This is a genomic window from Chryseobacterium sp. 14P4.3.2 (genome assembly GCF_057799275.1).
In genome coordinates this window covers 312,523-331,178 of sequence record NZ_JBYOKO010000004.1, presented here as the reverse complement: position 1 = coordinate 331,178, position 18,656 = coordinate 312,523, and the positions used below count along the sequence as shown (strand labels likewise).

Here is an 18,656-nt window from a genome sequence, read left to right as displayed (position 1 = left end):
CTCCTGACTTTGAGGTACAAATAAAACAGAGAGTCCAAATTAGGATTTAAAGTTGATCCTAATAAAACCTTGCATTTTGCGAGGTTTTGTACTTTAAGAATAGCTTTTATCATTGGTGATTTTATCTTTCGACAGTTAAAATACTCGGTTTTTCTTAAATTTACCATTCGGGGAAACGATGCTGGAGCAAAGAACGGGAGTATATAATAATCCATATAAGTTCAATGTAAAAGAACTGGATAAGGAAACCGGATTGTATTATGGAGCAAGGTATTATAACCCGAGAGCGAGTATCTGGTATGGGGTAGACCCGCTGGCAGTTTACAACCCTGCAATGGAGACTCAGTTTTATGGAGATGGACAGCATAATGGAGGAGTATACTTCTGGGGGAATCTTAACCCTTATATTTATACCTATCAGAATCCTATAAAGTACATAGATCCAAATGGAAAGCAGGTGGATGCTATAAAAAGAACACAATCATACTCTTTAAAAGCAAAAACACCTGAAGCTAATTTTAGAATGAATCCTAATTCTCAGCAATTTAGTATTGATCAAACAAAACAGATAAAAAATATTCCCGCTAAGTTTATGCTTGGAGTTGGAGCGGAAAATACTGTGGTAACCGGAGGAGCATTAGAGCAAGTAAAAAATGCTCGATCGGTAATTAAAACTCAAGAACTATTATTAAAACAAGCCTTTTCGGATAGGAAATTTGAAAAAGGGGAAACTCAAGGAGCTTGGTTTGATATTGGGACTATTCCAGGTGCTAATTTTTCTCGGATAGCCACCAACTCTTTAGGTGATTTATTAGGAGGTAAAAGTTTTGATGATAACGAGTTCTTCCAAGGAGAAAATGTATTAGGAAGTTTTTGGATGACAATGAGGATGAATGATGATGGGAAAAATGTAACGCTTTCTGTTTTTGATACAAAGTCAGTCGGATCTCTTACCGATGGACTTTTAAAAAGACAAGACAATAAAAGTTCTGCTAGAAAACCTTTTTCAAAAACTTATCAAGCCTATATATGGCAAAAATCGTTAAAAGATGTGGCAATAGAAGCATATAAACCAAGTAAACATAAATAAGATGAAGGGTAAGATTTTTTTATTTTTAATTATTATAATAGTTTTTGTCTGTGGAACTGCGTTGCTTTTGTTTTCTGATTTCCTTAAAAATAATCAGGAAATTAAAATTAATAACGATTATTTACTTTTAAAAACAGATGAATTTGAAAATTATAATTTGATGAGTAGCAAATATGGTGGCTATAGTTTGGTTATTCCTGATATTTGTAAAGTCTATCAGTTTAATAATAAAATTATGATTTTTTCCAAAGAATCTGGTTCTTTTTCTTATTCAACCCACAGAGGCTCAAATAACAAAGAACAATTGAATTTATATTATATTCTTAGTGATGACTCAATAAGTCAAATTAGTGAAAAAAATGCATTATATAATAAAAAGCTATTCAAATTAAAATTTATTTCACCATTTTGTAAATAAATTTTAATTTGAAAGTTGTGTTGCGCAAAGCTTCCAACCAAGCTAATAAATAAAGACCACTGGAAAAAAGTTTCAGTGGTCCCCGCTGCAAAGTCTCCCAACTTTGAGGTGAAAAAAGTCAAGATAACTCAATTCAATATTATAGAAACCTCGCATTTTGCGGGGTTTTTTCATTAAAAAACTCCACTAATCCATATATTTGCCGCATGAAACGATTAATGCTGCTGTACGTACTTTTCCCTGTATTCCTATTCTCACAGACTACCGGAAAAGTGATCAAAATTTCAGACGGAGATACCATTACTTTACTGCTAGAAGGCAACCAGCAAAAAAAGATCAGACTTGCAGAAGTAGATTGCCCTGAAAGCGGACAGCCATTCGGGAAAAATGCCAAGCAGTTTACGTCTGCTCAGGTATTTGGAAAAACAGTCAGTGTTGTAGAGACGAGCATGGACCGCTATGGACGTTCCATTGCCAAAGTATACTATGATAATGGTAAATACCTTTCAAAAGAGCTTATAAAAGCAGGATTAGGATGGTGGTATTTCTCCTATTCCAAAGATGCTTCATTAGGAAAACTACAGGAAAATGCGAAGAATGCAAAGATAGGTCTATGGAAGGATATCCATGCAATGGCTCCGTGGGAATACCGGAAAATGAAGCGGGAACTTAGAAAGAAAAAATACGAAACCGCTAAAAACGAAATAAAAGCAAAAGGAGTGTCATAAGCACTCCTTTGTATTTTAATTTCAGCCTCCTTTCTTTTTCACAAACAGATAAAAGCTTACGGCTATCCCTATAAAAATGGCCAGAATATTAAAATAATCAAGTCTTTCAAAAACAATATTCTCGTTCAGTAAACCTTCCAGCGATCGATAGCCTCCGGTATAAACCAGGAAATCAGCAAATGGTTTCTGTTGGATAATAGTTGAGAAAAGAAGCATAAATACCCCAAACCCGATAGGGTAAATAAAATTCTTGAACATAAGGCTCAGCGCCAGCTGTACCATAGCAATTGCAGAAAGAGTGATAAAAAATTTTAGGAAAATATAAAATAGAACTTCTCTAAAATCATAATTCTGAAAACCCAGATCCGGAAAACCCATACTTAAAACCCAGCCACTCAGAAGAAAAGTCAGATAAGACAGTAGTACAGAAAAAAAAACGGTTATCAGAATAAACAAAGCCTTCGAAAAAAATATCTTAGCCTTTGAAACCGGTAGTGTGAAAAGGATTTTATAATTATTATTCTTATACTCCACATCACAGCACGCATGTACAAAAAGAGAAACGAGAATTGGGAAGAGCAGGTAAAAAAACATAAATACCGTGCGTCCCAATGACATTTTCCACGGATTGATTGTTCCCTCTGCGGCATCGGTACCGGAAGTGATGGTGTCATAGGCGATGTACAGGTCAATCGCAACGATAATAAGAACAGGAATCAGCAGTATGCCGAAGATTTCTTTGTTTTTGGAAAGCTTATACTGCTCAGAAGAAAAAGCCCTAAAAAAAGTATTGGTATTAGTCATGTTTTTTAGAAATTAAATTAATGAAGATCTGCTCAAGATTGGTATTTTGAGATTCCGTATCATAGATCTCAATTCCGTTTTGGATCAGATTTTTTAACAGCAGATTGAAATCTTTATCATCATTGATCTTTACAGATATCTTATTCGGACTGTTTAAAGTAGCGGAAAAAGATCCCTGCAATATTGCCAGTGCTTTATCAGCATGATCAATTTTCAGCATAATATCTCTTTCTACTTTACCAAGGAGTTCATTCTTTGTTCCCTGAAAAATCATCTCACCTCCCTCAATAATTCCGATGTGGGTAGCTGTTTTTTCAAGTTCACTCAGAATATGGCTTGAAAGAAAAATTGTTTTTCCCTGTTCATTCAGATACTGGAAAAGTTTTCTCATTTCAAAAATTCCCTGTGGATCCAGTCCGTTGAGAGGTTCATCCAAAATCAGAATTTTCGGATCATGAAAAATGGCCATGGCAATTCCCAGACGTTGTTTCATTCCCATAGACAGGGCGCTTGCTTTCTTTTTTTTCTCTTTATGCAGATCTACCAGCTCCAGAACCTCATCAATTCTTTTACTACCTTTACCATAGATGATGTCCAGATATTTCAGGTTTTCAGAAACAGTCAGTTTTGTATAAAAACAGGGAGATTCAATCAGATTCCCCGTGTTGGCGAGAATCTCTGTGCGGCTATGCTTTAAACTTTTATTTTGAATAAAAATCTTGTCACCATTCGCTTCCAAAAGCCCCAGAAGGAGCTTGATCGTCGTTGACTTTCCGGCCCCGTTTCTTCCCAGATAACCATAAATACTACCTTCCGGAATATTGAGATTGATATTCTTTAAAATGGTCTTAGAACCGATCGTATAGCTGAGATCGTGAGTAGTAATGCTATCCATTATTTCTTGATTGGAGTTAAAACAGTGTTCGTATCTATATAAAATATTCCGTCAAAATAACGGCTCCAGACCTTTTTTTGATCCGTTCCCTGGTTAATGGTGGATACAAACTCCTTTTTTAAGGGAGAATTTCCTGGAATACTTCTCAGGTCAATAAAAAAGTAACGTGTTTTCGTTGCATGAAATGTATTTTCGATAGCAAGCTTTCCGGGTTTGTTGAATAAACTTTTAACTTCATTTAATTTGGCATATGATGAAAAATCAACCATATAAGATGCTTTTCCATACTTATTTTTAATATATGTGCCTAAAGGAGTGTATTTTTTATTGTAAGGAGCCGAAAAAGTATGAATGTTAGCGCACCATACAATTACCTTTTGATCCTGATAAACAGAGTCAATCTGGTACATCAGGTTCTTAGCCATCAAAGAATCCCTGAACTGCATACTCGGCATGGATCCTGGCTTATATTTCCATGCTTTGTTGAAGTTGTTTCTCATATCATGTAAATATCTTGTAAAAATGATGTTTTCCGGTGTTTTTTTTAGTTTTGAAACCATCATTTCCAGTTGGCTGATCTCATTCAGAAACTCAGTTTTCTGGTTTTCTTTTAAAGTTCTTGAAACAAAACCCTGATAGATGAAATTATTAAGCTGGTCAATATACCTATGGAAGATTTTAAAGACTCTGGTATCAATTTTATTTTTGCTTAAAAATTCTTTCAGCAGCTTACTGCGCCTTTCATACAGCACATCTCCTGAAAGCTGAATATCAAATCCGCCAAGCTCTATCGGATGAACTGAGGTTTTGGTCTTTTGATAATAATTGATCAGCGGCCGGGTTTCCTTATTATTCCACCAGAAGCTAAAAAGCCCGAGACCTCCTATAGAATCCGAAGGAACTTTAAGCTGATGATTTTTCATTTCCTCATTCATTACCCACATATCATATTGCCCGGCCTCATAAAGAACAATATGGTAACCCAGATTTTCATGAAGGTATTTAATAAGCCTGCTTTTGGCCTGCATAGTGGCTCCGTCATAATGAATGTTTTCCCCAAGCATTAAGACTTTATTATCTTTTAGAACAGTATCAAGGAATTTTAAATCACTGTTGTCAGTAGATTCCATAGAGATGCTTTTGACGGGATGCTTATACTGCTTAACCTCACGAAGAAGTTCCTGTTTTTGTTGCTCCGGAGTTTCTTTAAAAACGATTTTGTTCAGAACAAAAACTGCAATAAGAGAAATGATAAATAGTAGAAGTATTTTCTTCATTCAATAAACGTACTTAGTTGCCAAATATATATTTAATTTCTTTTTTAATTCTAAATTTAATAAGAAATATTGGTTCAGTACAAGATTTTCAAGTACAGATGCCAAAAAATAATACCGTCCCGTATAACGTGTTAATTCGTTAATTTTATTATAGTATTGAGTAATAATCAGAAGAGTGGTACTTTAGGAAAAATAAAAAACTGTCTCAAAAAATGAGACAGTCGCCCTTTGAATAAATAATATGACAGACCTTATTGGCCGGCATATGTTTTTTAATTTCGGTTTTTAACCAGGATCCACCCTGTATAAGAAACTGTTTTTTGAGTCTCCGGATCCGCCCACTTTATTTCGTACCAGTAGGTTCCGCTACTGACAGGAGTCCCTCCGATACTGCCATCCCATTTGAAACTGCTGTTTTTATCCGAAGAATAGATACGCTGTCCATATCGGTTGAATATATCAAATTTCAAATCTTTCAGATAGGCAAGCTCCGAATAGTCCAAAGTATCATTGATACCGTCACTGTTGGGAGTAATGGCATTGACAAGATTAGGAACCAATATCTGAGCTTCCACAGGGCGGCAGTTATAAAAATCTTTGACATAGAAAATATTTTTACCCCGCGGTAGATTAGTGAAAACATTGGAGTCCTGCCATATCATTTCATCTCTGGAATAGTGATAAGGAGGAGTACCGCCTTCCACGATAACGGTGGCTGTACTTCCTGTGACCTCTATTTTTTTAATTTTTGGTACAGGAACCGCCATTACTTTTACAAATTGCTTGGTCTTACAGCCATTAGAAGTTAGAATAACCCAATAATCTCCAACAGAAGCAAGGATAGAAGGGGTAGTTGCTCCTGTGTTCCACTGATAAGACGTATAACCGGGGCCCGCATCTAAGGTGATATGTGCTTCAGGACATATATACTGATCTGCCAAAAGAGGAGAAGGCTTAGGAGGAATTACATGTAATGTTATTTTAGCAAAATCAAAACATCCGCTGGCATTCATTACCATTGCATATACTGTTGTGTTCGGTGAAATGTAAGGGGCCGGAGTGGTAATCTCATTAGTCCCGTTTATTGCATCAGTAAGTGTTGGATAATACTTTTTGGTTACAGGAGTTGTCGTGGTGACAATGGCTGTTGTGAGATCGAAAGTTCCCGTATTAGGATTAGCGGGTACAAAACATCCTGCAAGAACAGCATCTATTACAACAGGTTTGGGAAAAAACTGAAGCGTAATTTTTGCATGGGCAGTGCAGCCCTCTGCTGTTGTAACTTTTACATATACACTAGCAGGTACTGCTGAGGGGTAAGCATTGGCAGGAATGATTTCATTTATCCCGGCATTGAGGTCCACCAAGGTAGGATAATACTTTCTGACAGCATTGGCAGGACCTCCCACATTAGCTGTAGTCAAATCAAAAATACCCGTTCCGCTGGTTTCACAGGTTTGTACTGTGGTATCTGTTAATATCAGAGGCTGTACCGTCACATTTACCTTTACCTGTTCACAATCCGTAAAATCCGGATCATTTCCACAGAATTTATAGGTGAAAGAATCTGTTGTTGTCCCTGTATTGGCCGTATACGTTAGAATTCCGGTAGTTGGGTTTGCTGTTAAAATACCGTTGGCTGGTGGAGTAATAATCTGTACGGTACCCGGTACAGGAATCTGCGTTGAATTGGTAAAAGAAGGAGTAATTGCCGTAGGAGTTCCCGTACTGCATACATTTAAAGGCTTCACCGTATTGGCCAGACAGGTATATACCTTGTAAGGATAAGTGGTAAGTGGTACACAGGTGCTTTTAGTGATAGATACAGTATAATTCCCTGCTTGTGTAGGAGTATAAGTATTGGTGTTGGCACCTGGAATAGGAGTGCCGTTGAGATTCCATTGATAATGATCAAAACCGTTTTCAACTTCTAAAACAATTCCGGGAATACATTCACCGGAAGACTTGCTGATCACAGGAACAGAATTGAATCCTGCAAAATATCCTCCATAACCCAAATTTCCGCTGCCTCCAATAATTCCTGCAGTAACAGCCTTTGTAGAGGCTACCGTAATATTTCCTGAAATATTGGGAATAGAGTAGGATACCCAATTTGCAGTTCCTGATACCGGAAAAGGGCCCTGCGCTGCTGTCGGGGCCACCCCGTTCACGGTTACTCCGGCTCCTGTTTGAGTAAGGATATTGAGCTTTACAAAAAGTGGAGGATTAAAAGTAGTATAGTAGGGCAGTTCTCCTATTTTCCCTATTTCATCAATAACAGTGGGAAGAAAACAGTTTAAAGGGGGAATATAATTGAATCCTTGCGTTGCATCATTATCTTCAATACCGGAAAGAAGCTGGTAGACATACACATTTTTTGAAGTTTTAATGTACATATTCAGATGAGAAGGCCCGTTTACTACATAATTCATCGCAGTAACGCGGTAATATTGTCCCTCATTTAACGTGGCAACGGGTGCAGGATTGTTATTCAGTCTGATCTCAGTATTGTTTTCAGTGGCTACAATAATGGCTCCTTCAATCTCCGGAAGAAGATTACCCATTCCTTTGATAAGGATAAACTCATTTCCTAAGCGTTCCACAGGTACAGACTGGTCCATAATGATATCTTCTCCATTATAAGGAGGAGTCAGTCCAAACTGGCCGTGGTAATTCCCATTGGTTATAGATATCGGTTTGCTAGCTTCTATTTTGGCTCCGATAAATCCGTCTTTATTCCCGGGTTTATTTGCTAACCCGCCAAATACATAAGACTGTCCCTTATTCAGAGTAATTGTAATACTGGGGTGGGTAAGCCCGTTAAAATTATTATAAAACCAGGTTGTCATAGCATATCCTGAAACTTTAATCTGGGTATTGTCTTCAGTTGCCAAAATTCCACAGGTAAAGTTTTGAGTATTCTGATTATTCATCAGTGGTGCATATACCGCATAAAAGGTCTTTCCAATTCCAGCTTTTCCTTTCGATGTTAAAATTTCACCATGATTGATTTCCGAAAACCTATAAGTTGCAAAAAAAGGGACATCCCCGTGAAGATAAAGACCTCTGGTTTTTACACTCATAGCATCAGTTGCGTTCTGCCCTGTCATAAGGTTTACCGGGACATCAAATGTCTGTGGACTTCCCTTGCTGATAGTTACGGTTCCTATTACAGTATTATTATTATAAATACTAACAGGGAAAGGAGTTGTACTATCTGTAGACAGATAGAGTGCCTGCTTAGGAGATCCGTTGCTGGAACTGGCTACCATAGGGGCAAACCAATGATCCGTATCTCTTTGTGCCCACAAAGAAGCAGAGAAAAAAGACAGAATAAAGAGTAGTATGATTCTTTTCATAAATTATAAGAAAATTAGATAAGCACTTCATAACAGCTTTTTTTTACATACTGCTGCTAATGATATTGCAAATGTTAACAGTTTTATAGTCCTGGATTAATTTTTAAGTAAGATCCATCCTGTATATTTTATAATGGCATCTTTCAGAGTCGGTTCTTTCCATGTGATCACATACCAGTAAGCCCCTGTAAAAAGTTTCTTGTTGCTGAACATGCCGTCCCATGTGTAATTATTAAAATGACTGCCGGTAAAGACGTTATTTCCATATCTGTCATAGATCATAAAAGCTAAATCTTTTTTATAGGCCAGATCTGAATAAGAAATTGTATCATTAATGTGATCTCCGTTGGGAGTGATAGCATTAACGATATTGATAACAGTTAATTCTACCTGAATAGGCTCACAGTTGTAGGAATCTTTTACATAAAATCTATTCTGGCCATTAGGAAGACCAGAAAGTACATTAGAGCTTTGCCAGTTGATATGATCAGTAGAATACATATAAGGAGGATGTCCGCCGGTTACAGTGAGTGTTGCTTTGTTATTATCAAGATCTATTTGCCTGATAACAGGATCAGGAGTCTTTTTTACAGACACATTCTGCCGGGTAAAACACTTATTATGTCCTAAAATAACCCAATAATTTCCAGGTCCTGCATTAGAAATAGAAGAGGTTGTAGCCCCTGTACTCCATTCGTAAGAATCATATCCGGTACCGGCATCTAATGTTGTTGTAGAATCAGAACAGATGAATTGATCCTTAAGTAATGACGAAGGATTAGGCGGGGTTACAGTAAGAGTTACAGTGGCAATAGCAAAACATCCGGCAGTATTAATTATTTTAATATAGGCCATTCCACTGGAAGAAATGTAAATACCTGGATTAAGGATAGCATTAATTCCGGTAACGGCATCCTGCATGGCCTTATAATATTCTTTAGTGACTCCTGTTTCGCTGGTAACAATGGCCTGAGTAAGATCAAAACTACCCTTATCCGGTGTATTATCTATATAACATGATTGTAATGAAACATTCTCTACCTGAGGTGAAGGGTTAAACTCGAGATTTATTTTTGCCTGAGCATAACACCCTTCTGGAGTTAATACCTTTACATATATATCTTTAGATACAGAAGAGGTATAAGTATTGGCTGGAATAATTTCATTAGTTCCGGCAGAAAGATCGGCAGAGGTTGGATAATATTTTTTTATACTTCCGGCAGGCCCACCCACGTTAGCGATGGTAAGATCAAAAAGCCCGGTACCATTATTATTACAGGCTTTAAGGGTAGTGTTTACTGCGGTTACGGACTGTACAGCGATACCTACTTTCACCTCTTCACAGTCTGTAAATTCAGGAACGTTCCCGCAGAACTTATACATAAAAGTATCAGCAGTGGCTCCCGGGTTTGCTGTATAAGTAAGTATTCCTGTTGATGGATTTACGGTTAGTGTACCGTTGGCAGGGGGAGTCACAATCTGTACAGTACCCGGAACCGGAGTTTGAGAAGAGTTGGTAAAGGCCGGTGTTATTGTTAGAGGGGTACCCGCCGAACAGATAGTTAATGCTTTTGTTGTACTGGAAATGCAGGAAAATACTTTGTATACAGGCGTTGTGACGGGAGGACAGCTTCCTCCCGCTGATACTGTTACTGTATAATTTCCCGGTTGTAAAGGGATGTACGTATTGGTATTAGCCCCTGGGATCACTGATCCGTTGAAATTCCACTGATACGAAGCATAGCTATCATCTGCTTCCAGGGTTATTCCCGGAATACAATTGCCGTTCTTTTTGGCAATAACAGGAATAGAAGAGAATCCTGCAAAGTAACCGCCGTAGCCAACAGCTTCATAACCTGCAGTAATACCTGCGGTGACAGCCTTTGTTGACTGTACTGTAATATTGCCTGTGACATTTTCTACGGCGTAGGTTTGCCAGTTTGGATTGCCTGTAACAGGATAAGGACCCTGGATACCTGACAGAACGGTTCCGTTCACAGATACTGTTGCGCCAGACTCTGTGATGATCTGAAGTCTTACATTAGGAGTGATTGCTGTAAAATAAGGAAGAACATTAATCATCCCGATTTCATCAATTTTCTTAGGTAAAAAGCAGTTTAAAGGAGGGATATAATTAGCCCCGCCTGTATTATAATAGGTTCCGGAACCTCCTCCTGAGATCAGCTGATATACATATATTTTTTTAGTAGAGCGGACACGCATATTATAATGACCGCTAAAATTCTGGCTGATATAACCTGTTGATTGGATACGATAGAATTGTCCTTCATTCAATGTTGCTTTGGGAATAGTTTCGTCATTTAGATAAACCTGGGTATTATCTTCTGTTGCAACAACAATAGCTCCTTCAAGCTCATAAGAAAGAGGTGCTGTTCCTTTCATTAACACAAACTCATCACCAAGACGCTCCACAGGAACAGACTGATCCATGAATATGTCACTTCCGCCTGCACCATTACCTATTAAAGTCTGTTGGCCGTTAAAATTACCATTAGTTACAGATACCGGTTTATTGGACACTATTTTAGCTCCGATGAAACCGGTAAGATTTCCCGCAACAGAACCCTTGCCGTCAATTGTATATGACTGTCCTTTATTTAAGGAGATCGTCATAGTGGGAGTGGTTGCGCCGGTGTTCCCATTAGAAAATTGAACAGATGGGCTGTAACCTGACACTGTTACTGTAGTATTATCTTCTGTAGCTAAAATACCACAGCTAAAATTATAAGTAGAATCAGGCTGAGGTAAATTTACATGAGCAACGTAAAATTGGGTCCCTATTCCTGCTTTTCCCTTTGAGGTAAGGATCTCTCCGTGCTTATCTATTGAAAATCTGAAAGTACAGAAGAAAGGTTTTTCTCCTTTCAGATAAAGTCCTCGGTTTGTGGTCGTAAATACTTGTGACTGAGATTCTGTAATCATATAATCTTTAAGAATATCAAAAGACTGAGGATTACCTTTACTGATCGTAACTGTTCCAATTATCGTATTGTTATTATAAATGGCAACAGTAAAAGGAGTAATAGAATCGGTTGATAGAAATAAAGCCTGTTTATTGGTGTCCGCAGTAAAACCTTGCTTTATCGGGGCAAACCAATGTTCAGTATCTCTTTGTGAAAAAAGAGGGCTTGCCGCAAAAAAGATTAAAATCAAACTGAACAAAAACCTTTTCAGTAAAACAGGTTTTGTCAAATGGTAAATATTGTTTATTGTCATTGAATTTTCTGTTTTAGTAACACAGTATAGCTGCTGTTGTTTATTACCTGTATATTTCTTTAATATCCTGTTGAATGCAGCAGACAACAAAATTCTTAGCTTGAAAAATCAGCCTCATGATAAAACTGCCATACAAGCAGCGGCAGTATCACCGCTGCTTATTAATGGCAGAGACAACATATTATTTCTTTACTGCTTTTACAGTTTTACTGGTTCCGTTCTTAAAGAAAATCTTTATCATATAGGTTCCCTGTAATATATTCTTTAAGGATATAGATGATGATGGAGCTTTCAATTCTGTAATCTTTCTGCCGGCAGTATCATATATTGTGACAGAGGATACTTCAGTATTTCCGGGAATATTAATTACATCCGTAAAAGGATTAGGATAAACAACCAAGTCATGTTTTGCTGTTATTTCATTTACTCCTAAGCCGGCAGTAGGTGACCAGGATAGGTCATCATAATAATAGATAAGATTGGCACCATCAGTAAGTATGGCCAGTCTTGCTGTGGCAGGAACGGTATTGGGGATATTCACTATATATTCACTGGCCCCGGTATATGAGGTGTTGGTAATATGAAGGTCTTGGATGAGTACAAATGAGTTAATATTGGCAGGATCTGTTATATATCCAATATGCATTATCCCTGCATTGGTACTGCAATATGCCCTGAATCTCAATGAATGTGTTCCTGCATTTACGTTACTCAATTCAGGCAGAATAGCCATAGAAGAACCTGTTAAAGGTCTCTGCATAATGTGTTTTGTCCCTGAATAAGCACCTGTTCCATTAATATTTACACTTCCTGTTCCGGTAACTAATTTTCCCCAGCATGGTGCATTAGTTATGAATCCGGTATTGTAAGAATCAAAATTTTCAACAAGAGAAGCTATGGGAGCACACAATGTCAATGCTGATGTAATATTGGTCCATGAACTATGATCTGTATTACTGCATTTTGCTCTGACCCAAATATAATAAGTCGTTGCAGAATTAAGTCCCTGTAAAAGATAAGTATTAGCTGTTATACCAGTTATATTAGGTACTGTTGAAGCGGTAGGTGGAGTACTGTCTGTACTGTAATAGATATCATATCCCATAGCTGGAGTTGAAGCAGGAGCAGACCAGGCAGCAGTTATACTTATACTGGTGATATTAGATAAAACAACATTGCCTGGAGTAAGACAGGTTGGTTTAGGTTCCCAATATACGTTATCCAAATATACAGGGGTGGAAGGGACTCCGTCATGTCTTATTGCTAACCGTGAATTAGCAGGAACCGTGTTGGGAATAACTACTGAATACTCATAACCATCAAATACAGAATTACCAATATTGACAGACTGGATGTTGACGAAACTGGATGCATCTGTATCATTGATTACATAGCCAATATCTAATACTCCTGCTGTTGTACCACTTACTCTGGCTTTAAATCTCAGCCAGTGTGTACCCGCATTTACATTACTGAAAGCAGGAAGAACTGCAATTACTGTATTAGCCGTACTACTGGCACTTTGGTACATTGCTTTTGAATTATTAACCCCGCTTGCGGTGTTGATAGCTTGGTAGCCTGTTCCTGAAATTATTTTATCCCAACAGTTTAGAATATAGCCTGTTCCTGTTGTGGCAGTTTCAAAGTCTTCAAACATATACGTTTGAGGATCACATTTGGTTTTAAATGTTTTTCTCAGAGACCATGCACTCTTATCAGATGTACCACATACTGATCTTACATAATAATAGTAGGTAGTAAATGAGTTCAGTCCACTAACAGGTACTGATGAAGCTGTACTGGTTCCTGTTGCAGGAGTGGAAGCATCCGGTACAATGTGGGATGATGAGTAATAATATTCATAGCCGATGCCTGGGGCAGAAGTTGGTGCTGTCCAGAAAATGGCAGCGCTGCTGTTTGTTATATTGCTGGAAGTAAGAGCCGAAGGAACAAAGCAGGTGGGATTAGCCTCAATTTTTAAACTGAAGTCTACAAAATTTCCTGAATTATTAGATCCACAGGGATTTCCCGGCGCAGCAATTGAAGAACCGGTGGCAATTCTTATTCTATAAATTCCGGGAGCCTGTGTTGGCGGTACATAAAAAATATCATCAACAATGGTATAACTGGATGGGCCTATTGGGTCTTCGTAAAAATCATCAAAATCGCCATCATTGTTCCAGTCTATCCAGACATAAGACTTGGATCCGCTTGTACTGGGTTCCATATGCACATTGACAGTTCCTCCGGGATAAGACGTTACTACTTTAGCTGTGTTATCCACATAAGCCTGGTAGGAATCTGCATCATAATAAAAGGCTCCCTGGTCTGAAAATACTGCATTTTTCAGATAATTAGCCTGATTGGACGACCCTGCAGCAGGGATGCAATAAGTCTGTGCATTCAGTTTAAAAACCGAAAGGAGCAAAATCATCCATAATAGATAGTGTTTTCTCATTTTATTTCTATTTTAGGGTTAAGTATACTGTCCTCTATCAGCCAGATTGTTCCCGGATAATGAGTGTAGAATTAATTACTGTAGGGAATTTTATAAATTCTTTCACTTCATATACGAATATTGGGATACTGAACTGTATGTGAAAATCATATATTGATTTATTATAGAATTTTCTTTAGTTATTTTATAATAATAATGCTTAATAGGTGTGATGATTTCATTAAAATTTGAGAATAAGTCTAATATTTTAAATCACTTTAAAGGTTTGAACAATATTAACGTTATATTTGCCCTTGATCAAGAAATCAGCTTGCATAATTCATTGAATTTACAAGAATTTAAAATGTAAAATATTGTAAATCAGTGTTGTTTTGAGTGCTGCTTTAAAAGGGGTGATGATAGTGATATCAAATAAAAATAGTAGGAAAATGATCCGCATTTTAAAGGAAATACTGAAAAGTAATAGACCAATATTGTTTTTCGTACTATGGTGGCCGGCTTTTATACTTGGACAGGCAAATCCGGATTTCAGCATTCTGACAGATAAGGCCTTCCAAAAATTATATCAGAATCCTGAAGAATGTATCAGCTATTCACAGAGTCTCCTGATGAGTGATAAGAATATTGAGCACAAAGTTATTTTAAGGAATATTATTTCTCAGGCATATGCATTACAAGGGAACTATATACAGTCGGTAAGTATTTCAAACCAAAAAGAAGATAATGACAAGAAAGAAGGTCTCTCAAGTTTTATTCAGTTGTTTGATGATTACAATCTGGCAGATCAGTACCAGAATCTAGGACTGTACGGGCAGTCAAAAAAAATCATTATAGATATCTTAAAAGATCCGGAGCTGCTAAAGAGCAGGAATACAAAAGAACGGATGGTCTTTGCTAAGCTTTTTCAGCTTCAGGCAATAAATTCAGGGATTACGAGAAACTATGATACTGCTTTACTGAACCTGGATAAAAGTGATGGCTATCTGACGGGTACCAATGACGAAAACAGGATTATTAAATGGGAAAACATTATTTTCCGTTCCTCTTTTCTGTTGCGGCAGAATAAACTGGAAGAGTCAAAAATACTTCTTGACGGGGTTATCGAAGAGATTGAAAAACATGGAAATAATGCTTTCGTTTCTGCGTTTGCATATGAAAGTTTGTCCCGGTATTTTTTTCTCAAAGAAGACTATACTTCTGCGGTAAAAAATCTGGATAAAGGATTTTCCGAAATTGAAAAGCTCCCTTATAATGACCTGAAAATCATTTTTTATGACCTGTATTCGCGGAATTATCTGGCCCTTAATAATGATGAAAAATATTACTATTACAATAATTTGTATACTGATCTTAAAGCGAAGCTCGACTCCAATAAAAAGGAAGGTATACAGTATGTAGTAAAACTTCTGGAAACTTATCATAAGAAAAGTATTGAGTTTGAAAGACAAAATAAACTAAGGCAGTTCAAAATAACAGTTGTTATGAGTTTAATTCTGATTGCAGCAGCTGTTGCTTATTTCTTTAACGAATCCGGAAGAAGCAAGGACCTGAAAAAACAGATCGATTTTTTCGAAAAACTTAAAAAGAAAAAAGAATCTGTATTGGCTCATGCCAACAGGCCAAAAGAGAAAATAGAAAAGGAAATTAAAACACCGGACAGAGATCCGTCCAAAATTTCAAAAGAAAAAGAAGAAGAAATTCTACTGAAACTGGAAGAATGGGAACTGTCTGATAACTATTTGAATAAAAATATGTCGCTGGCCATTCTTTCCGCACAAACAGGAATAAATACTAAGTATTTGTCAGAAGTAATCAATAATAATAAAGGAAAGAACTTCAATGGATATATCAATGAATTAAGGATTAATCATATTGCACATCTCCTCAAAACAGATGCGGCTTATCTGAATTACAAAGTGAGCTATCTCGCAGAATACTCAGGATTTTCATCGCATGGAGCCTTTACCAATGTATTTAAATCTATTACAGGAATGTCCCCGCATACCTATATTCAGGAAATTATTAAAAATAAAAAATCATGAAATTATTGACCCCTATTATTTTTTTTAGTGTTCTGATTTCTCAGGCTCCTCTCTATGGACAGAAAATTTCTGATGACTCCCTGATGAAAATAGCCAATCACGAAATTTATAATAACCCTGATAAAGCTATAAATATTGGAAAAAAGCTGCTTCAAAAAGAAAAAGATCTGAGTAGATCAATTAAGATTTATCTGCTTCTATCCACAGCAGGAACTGCAAAAAGAAACTTTGATGAATCATTACAGTATATTTTGAAAGCAAGGGAGCTGGTTCAAAAAACAAATGATCCCAAAATACAGACCAGTTTTTTAATTGCAGCGGCTATGCAGTATCAGCAGATGGAACTTTTTAGTAAAAGCCTTGAAACACTGGATGAAGCAGATGAATATCGGGAAAAATTATCTGAGGATTCCTATTTAAAACATTTCGAAACAGCCAGAAGCTTTGCCTTACGGGGAATGATTTATAAGAGCCAGTCTAATCCCGAAATCGCTCTTCAGGAATTTTTGATCGCAATCAAAAATTTTGAAAAAATAAAAGAAAAAAATAAAACCTATTTTAATCAGAGTATCATTTATTATAATATTGGTTATTGCTACCTTAACCTGAATCAGCTTGAAAATGCAAGGACGGCCTTTATAAAATCTATGAGTTTGGCTGATTTGATCAAAGCTAAAAGTCTGCAAGCATTTGCACTAAAAGGCCTGGCAGAGATGAATAAACAAAAACACCAAAATCAGGAAGCTCTCGCACTGCTGGTTAAAGCTGAAACTCTTGGTAACGAAGCTGGAGATCTTACTCTGAATGAGGGGATATATAAAGAAATGGCTGATAACTATCTGGCCATGGGAAAAGCTCCTCTTTATCAGGTGTACAGTAAAAAGTATTTTGAAACGAAATTTAAAAGAGAGCAGAATGAATTAAGTTCCATTAATCATGCGATCGATGTCCATAATACAGAGACACAGAAAAAAAGCGAGAAAGTAATAACCCGGTACAACTATTTTATTACTGCTGCAATTATTATAGGGCTTTCAGTATTGAGTATATTTTTATATTTCGTTGTAAAAGTGAGAAAGCAAAACCGGAAATATCAGGATGAAATTCAAAAGCTTATCAGGTCGTAAATGTTCCAGTCTACATAATTTAATATAGCCTTAACCCAGAATATGAATGCTTGATTTGAGGGTTTTAAGCGGGAAAAGAAAGCGGGGATGGGTCCAAAAACGCTTGATAATGTAAGATATGATTAAATTGGAGCTGATCAAACCAGCTCCAATTTAATTTAGATAATATATTGATAACGAAATTAGCCGACAATCAATCTTTATTTTTTTAAGGAGTAGATTTCACTGCATCATACATCATCGAGTCTTTCTGCTGATTTGTGTAATCGTATTTGTAATTATAAAATGAAGATTCCCAGTCACCATAACCAACATTCGGAATGATAATGAATTTTTTACCGAAATCTTTTGCTGAATTTTTCACTGCCGCTGACCTTTCTGTTTCTGATTTTTTATCAAAAATATCCGCAAAATCCGCGAGATTATCACCTAGCAGTAATACAATATTGTAATTTTTAGCAATATCCTTTCTTCGGTTCTCTTTGCTGCTTTCTTTAGATCGAAGAATAAGGTTGGTGTCGTTCTGAATAGGGAAATTATACTTTTTTAAATTTTTTAGTGTTCCCGCACGTTCCTGTTCTATACGGTTGGTAACATAAAAAACCTGAATACCTTTGCTGGCAGCATATTGATAGAACTCCTGGGAACCTGTAAGTGGTTTTGCAATTCCTTTGGCAGTCCATTCTTCCCATGTCTTCTGATCATAATCTTTACCCATTTTTGAACGTTCCACAGCATAATAAGAATTGTCCAGAAAGGTCTCATCAATATCTGAAACAATGGCTAAAGGCTTCTCTGATTTCTGTGCTAAAGCTTCATCCAAACGGAATTTAGCAATATTATATGCCTGTAAGCAAAGCGCTTCATATTCAGCCGCTCTCTGCTGATAAAATGCAGCATATATTTTTCCGTGATGACCAAGGTTTTGATAAGGAGCCTCCTGAACAGAAGCTGTTGAAACCGGAGCTGTTGTTTTGCATGAGACAGTCAAAACAAGTAAACAGCTAGCAATAATGATGTTAAAATTTTTCATTGAATTTAAAATAGAGAGAGACAAAATTAAACAATTTGATTTTTACTGCAACTAAATATATTGGTTACTATACAAACGTATATTTTAAAATAAGATGAGAATATCTCTGCCTTCACTGAATACCATCTGATCGAAGGTGCAACTAAATTTTTGCATATAGATTTAATATTCAGGATGCAGCTCAGAGG

At 36.8% G+C, this 18,656-nt stretch carries 12 protein-coding genes; 5 read left to right on the top strand and 7 right to left on the bottom strand.

Annotated elements, in window-relative coordinates:
- The first annotated feature begins 178 nt into the window (after positions 1-178).
- From AC27VX_RS09305 to AC27VX_RS09295, 3 genes are all read left to right on the top strand, one after another.
- Positions 179-1,090 carry an RHS repeat domain-containing protein gene (locus AC27VX_RS09305; protein WP_488695215.1) on the top strand — a complete coding sequence of 304 codons (912 nt, stop codon included), beginning with the start codon at positions 179-181 and terminating at the stop codon, positions 1,088-1,090.
- Position 1,091: 1 nt separating this feature from the next.
- A complete protein-coding gene (locus AC27VX_RS09300) occupies positions 1,092-1,508 on the top strand; it encodes a hypothetical protein (RefSeq protein ID WP_236857783.1) in 417 nt (138 codons plus the stop codon).
- A 206-nt stretch (positions 1,509-1,714) separates the two neighbouring features.
- Complete coding sequence (locus AC27VX_RS09295) at positions 1,715-2,236, top strand: thermonuclease family protein (RefSeq protein ID WP_488695213.1); 522 nt, start codon at positions 1,715-1,717, stop codon at positions 2,234-2,236.
- A gap of 21 nt (positions 2,237-2,257) precedes the next feature.
- Here the strand turns inward: AC27VX_RS09295 and AC27VX_RS09290 are convergent, their stop codons facing one another.
- From AC27VX_RS09290 to AC27VX_RS09265, 6 genes are all read right to left on the bottom strand, one after another.
- Positions 2,258-3,040 (bottom strand): ABC transporter permease, encoded by a 783-nt coding sequence (locus AC27VX_RS09290; RefSeq protein WP_236857785.1) that lies wholly within the window; start codon positions 3,038-3,040, stop codon positions 2,258-2,260.
- The gene (locus AC27VX_RS09285) at positions 3,033-3,935 is read right to left on the bottom strand and encodes an ABC transporter ATP-binding protein (protein WP_236857786.1); all 903 of its coding nucleotides are present in this window, start codon (positions 3,933-3,935) and stop codon (positions 3,033-3,035) included. The genes AC27VX_RS09290 and AC27VX_RS09285 overlap by 8 nt, the downstream gene beginning before the upstream one ends.
- Positions 3,935-5,212: an erythromycin esterase family protein gene (locus AC27VX_RS09280; protein ID WP_488695210.1), complete on the bottom strand. Its 1,278-nt coding sequence runs from the start codon at positions 5,210-5,212 to the stop codon at positions 3,935-3,937. Before AC27VX_RS09280 ends, AC27VX_RS09285 begins: the two co-directional genes overlap by 1 nt.
- A 272-nt stretch (positions 5,213-5,484) precedes the next feature.
- Complete coding sequence (locus AC27VX_RS09275; protein WP_488695208.1) at positions 5,485-8,571, bottom strand: T9SS type B sorting domain-containing protein; 3,087 nt, start codon at positions 8,569-8,571, stop codon at positions 5,485-5,487.
- Between the two features lie 96 nt (positions 8,572-8,667).
- Positions 8,668-11,745, bottom strand: a complete 3,078-nt coding sequence (locus AC27VX_RS09270) for a T9SS type B sorting domain-containing protein (protein ID WP_488695206.1) — start codon at positions 11,743-11,745, stop codon at positions 8,668-8,670.
- Between the two features lie 244 nt (positions 11,746-11,989).
- Positions 11,990-14,266 (bottom strand): fibronectin type III domain-containing protein, encoded by a 2,277-nt coding sequence (locus AC27VX_RS09265; RefSeq protein ID WP_488695204.1) that lies wholly within the window; start codon positions 14,264-14,266, stop codon positions 11,990-11,992.
- A 428-nt stretch (positions 14,267-14,694) separates the two neighbouring features.
- Between AC27VX_RS09265 and AC27VX_RS09260 the strand changes: the two genes are divergently transcribed.
- Positions 14,695-16,308: a helix-turn-helix domain-containing protein gene (locus AC27VX_RS09260; RefSeq protein ID WP_488695202.1), complete on the top strand. Its 1,614-nt coding sequence runs from the start codon at positions 14,695-14,697 to the stop codon at positions 16,306-16,308.
- Entirely contained in the window at positions 16,305-17,435 is a 1,131-nt protein-coding gene (locus AC27VX_RS09255; RefSeq protein ID WP_488695200.1) for a tetratricopeptide repeat protein, read from the top strand. The genes AC27VX_RS09260 and AC27VX_RS09255 overlap by 4 nt, the downstream gene beginning before the upstream one ends.
- 208 nt (positions 17,436-17,643) lie before the next feature.
- Here the strand turns inward: AC27VX_RS09255 and AC27VX_RS09250 are convergent, their stop codons facing one another.
- Positions 17,644-18,468 (bottom strand): 5'-nucleotidase, lipoprotein e(P4) family, encoded by an 825-nt coding sequence (locus AC27VX_RS09250; RefSeq protein WP_488695198.1) that lies wholly within the window; start codon positions 18,466-18,468, stop codon positions 17,644-17,646.
- Between the last annotated feature and the right edge of the window lie 188 nt (positions 18,469-18,656).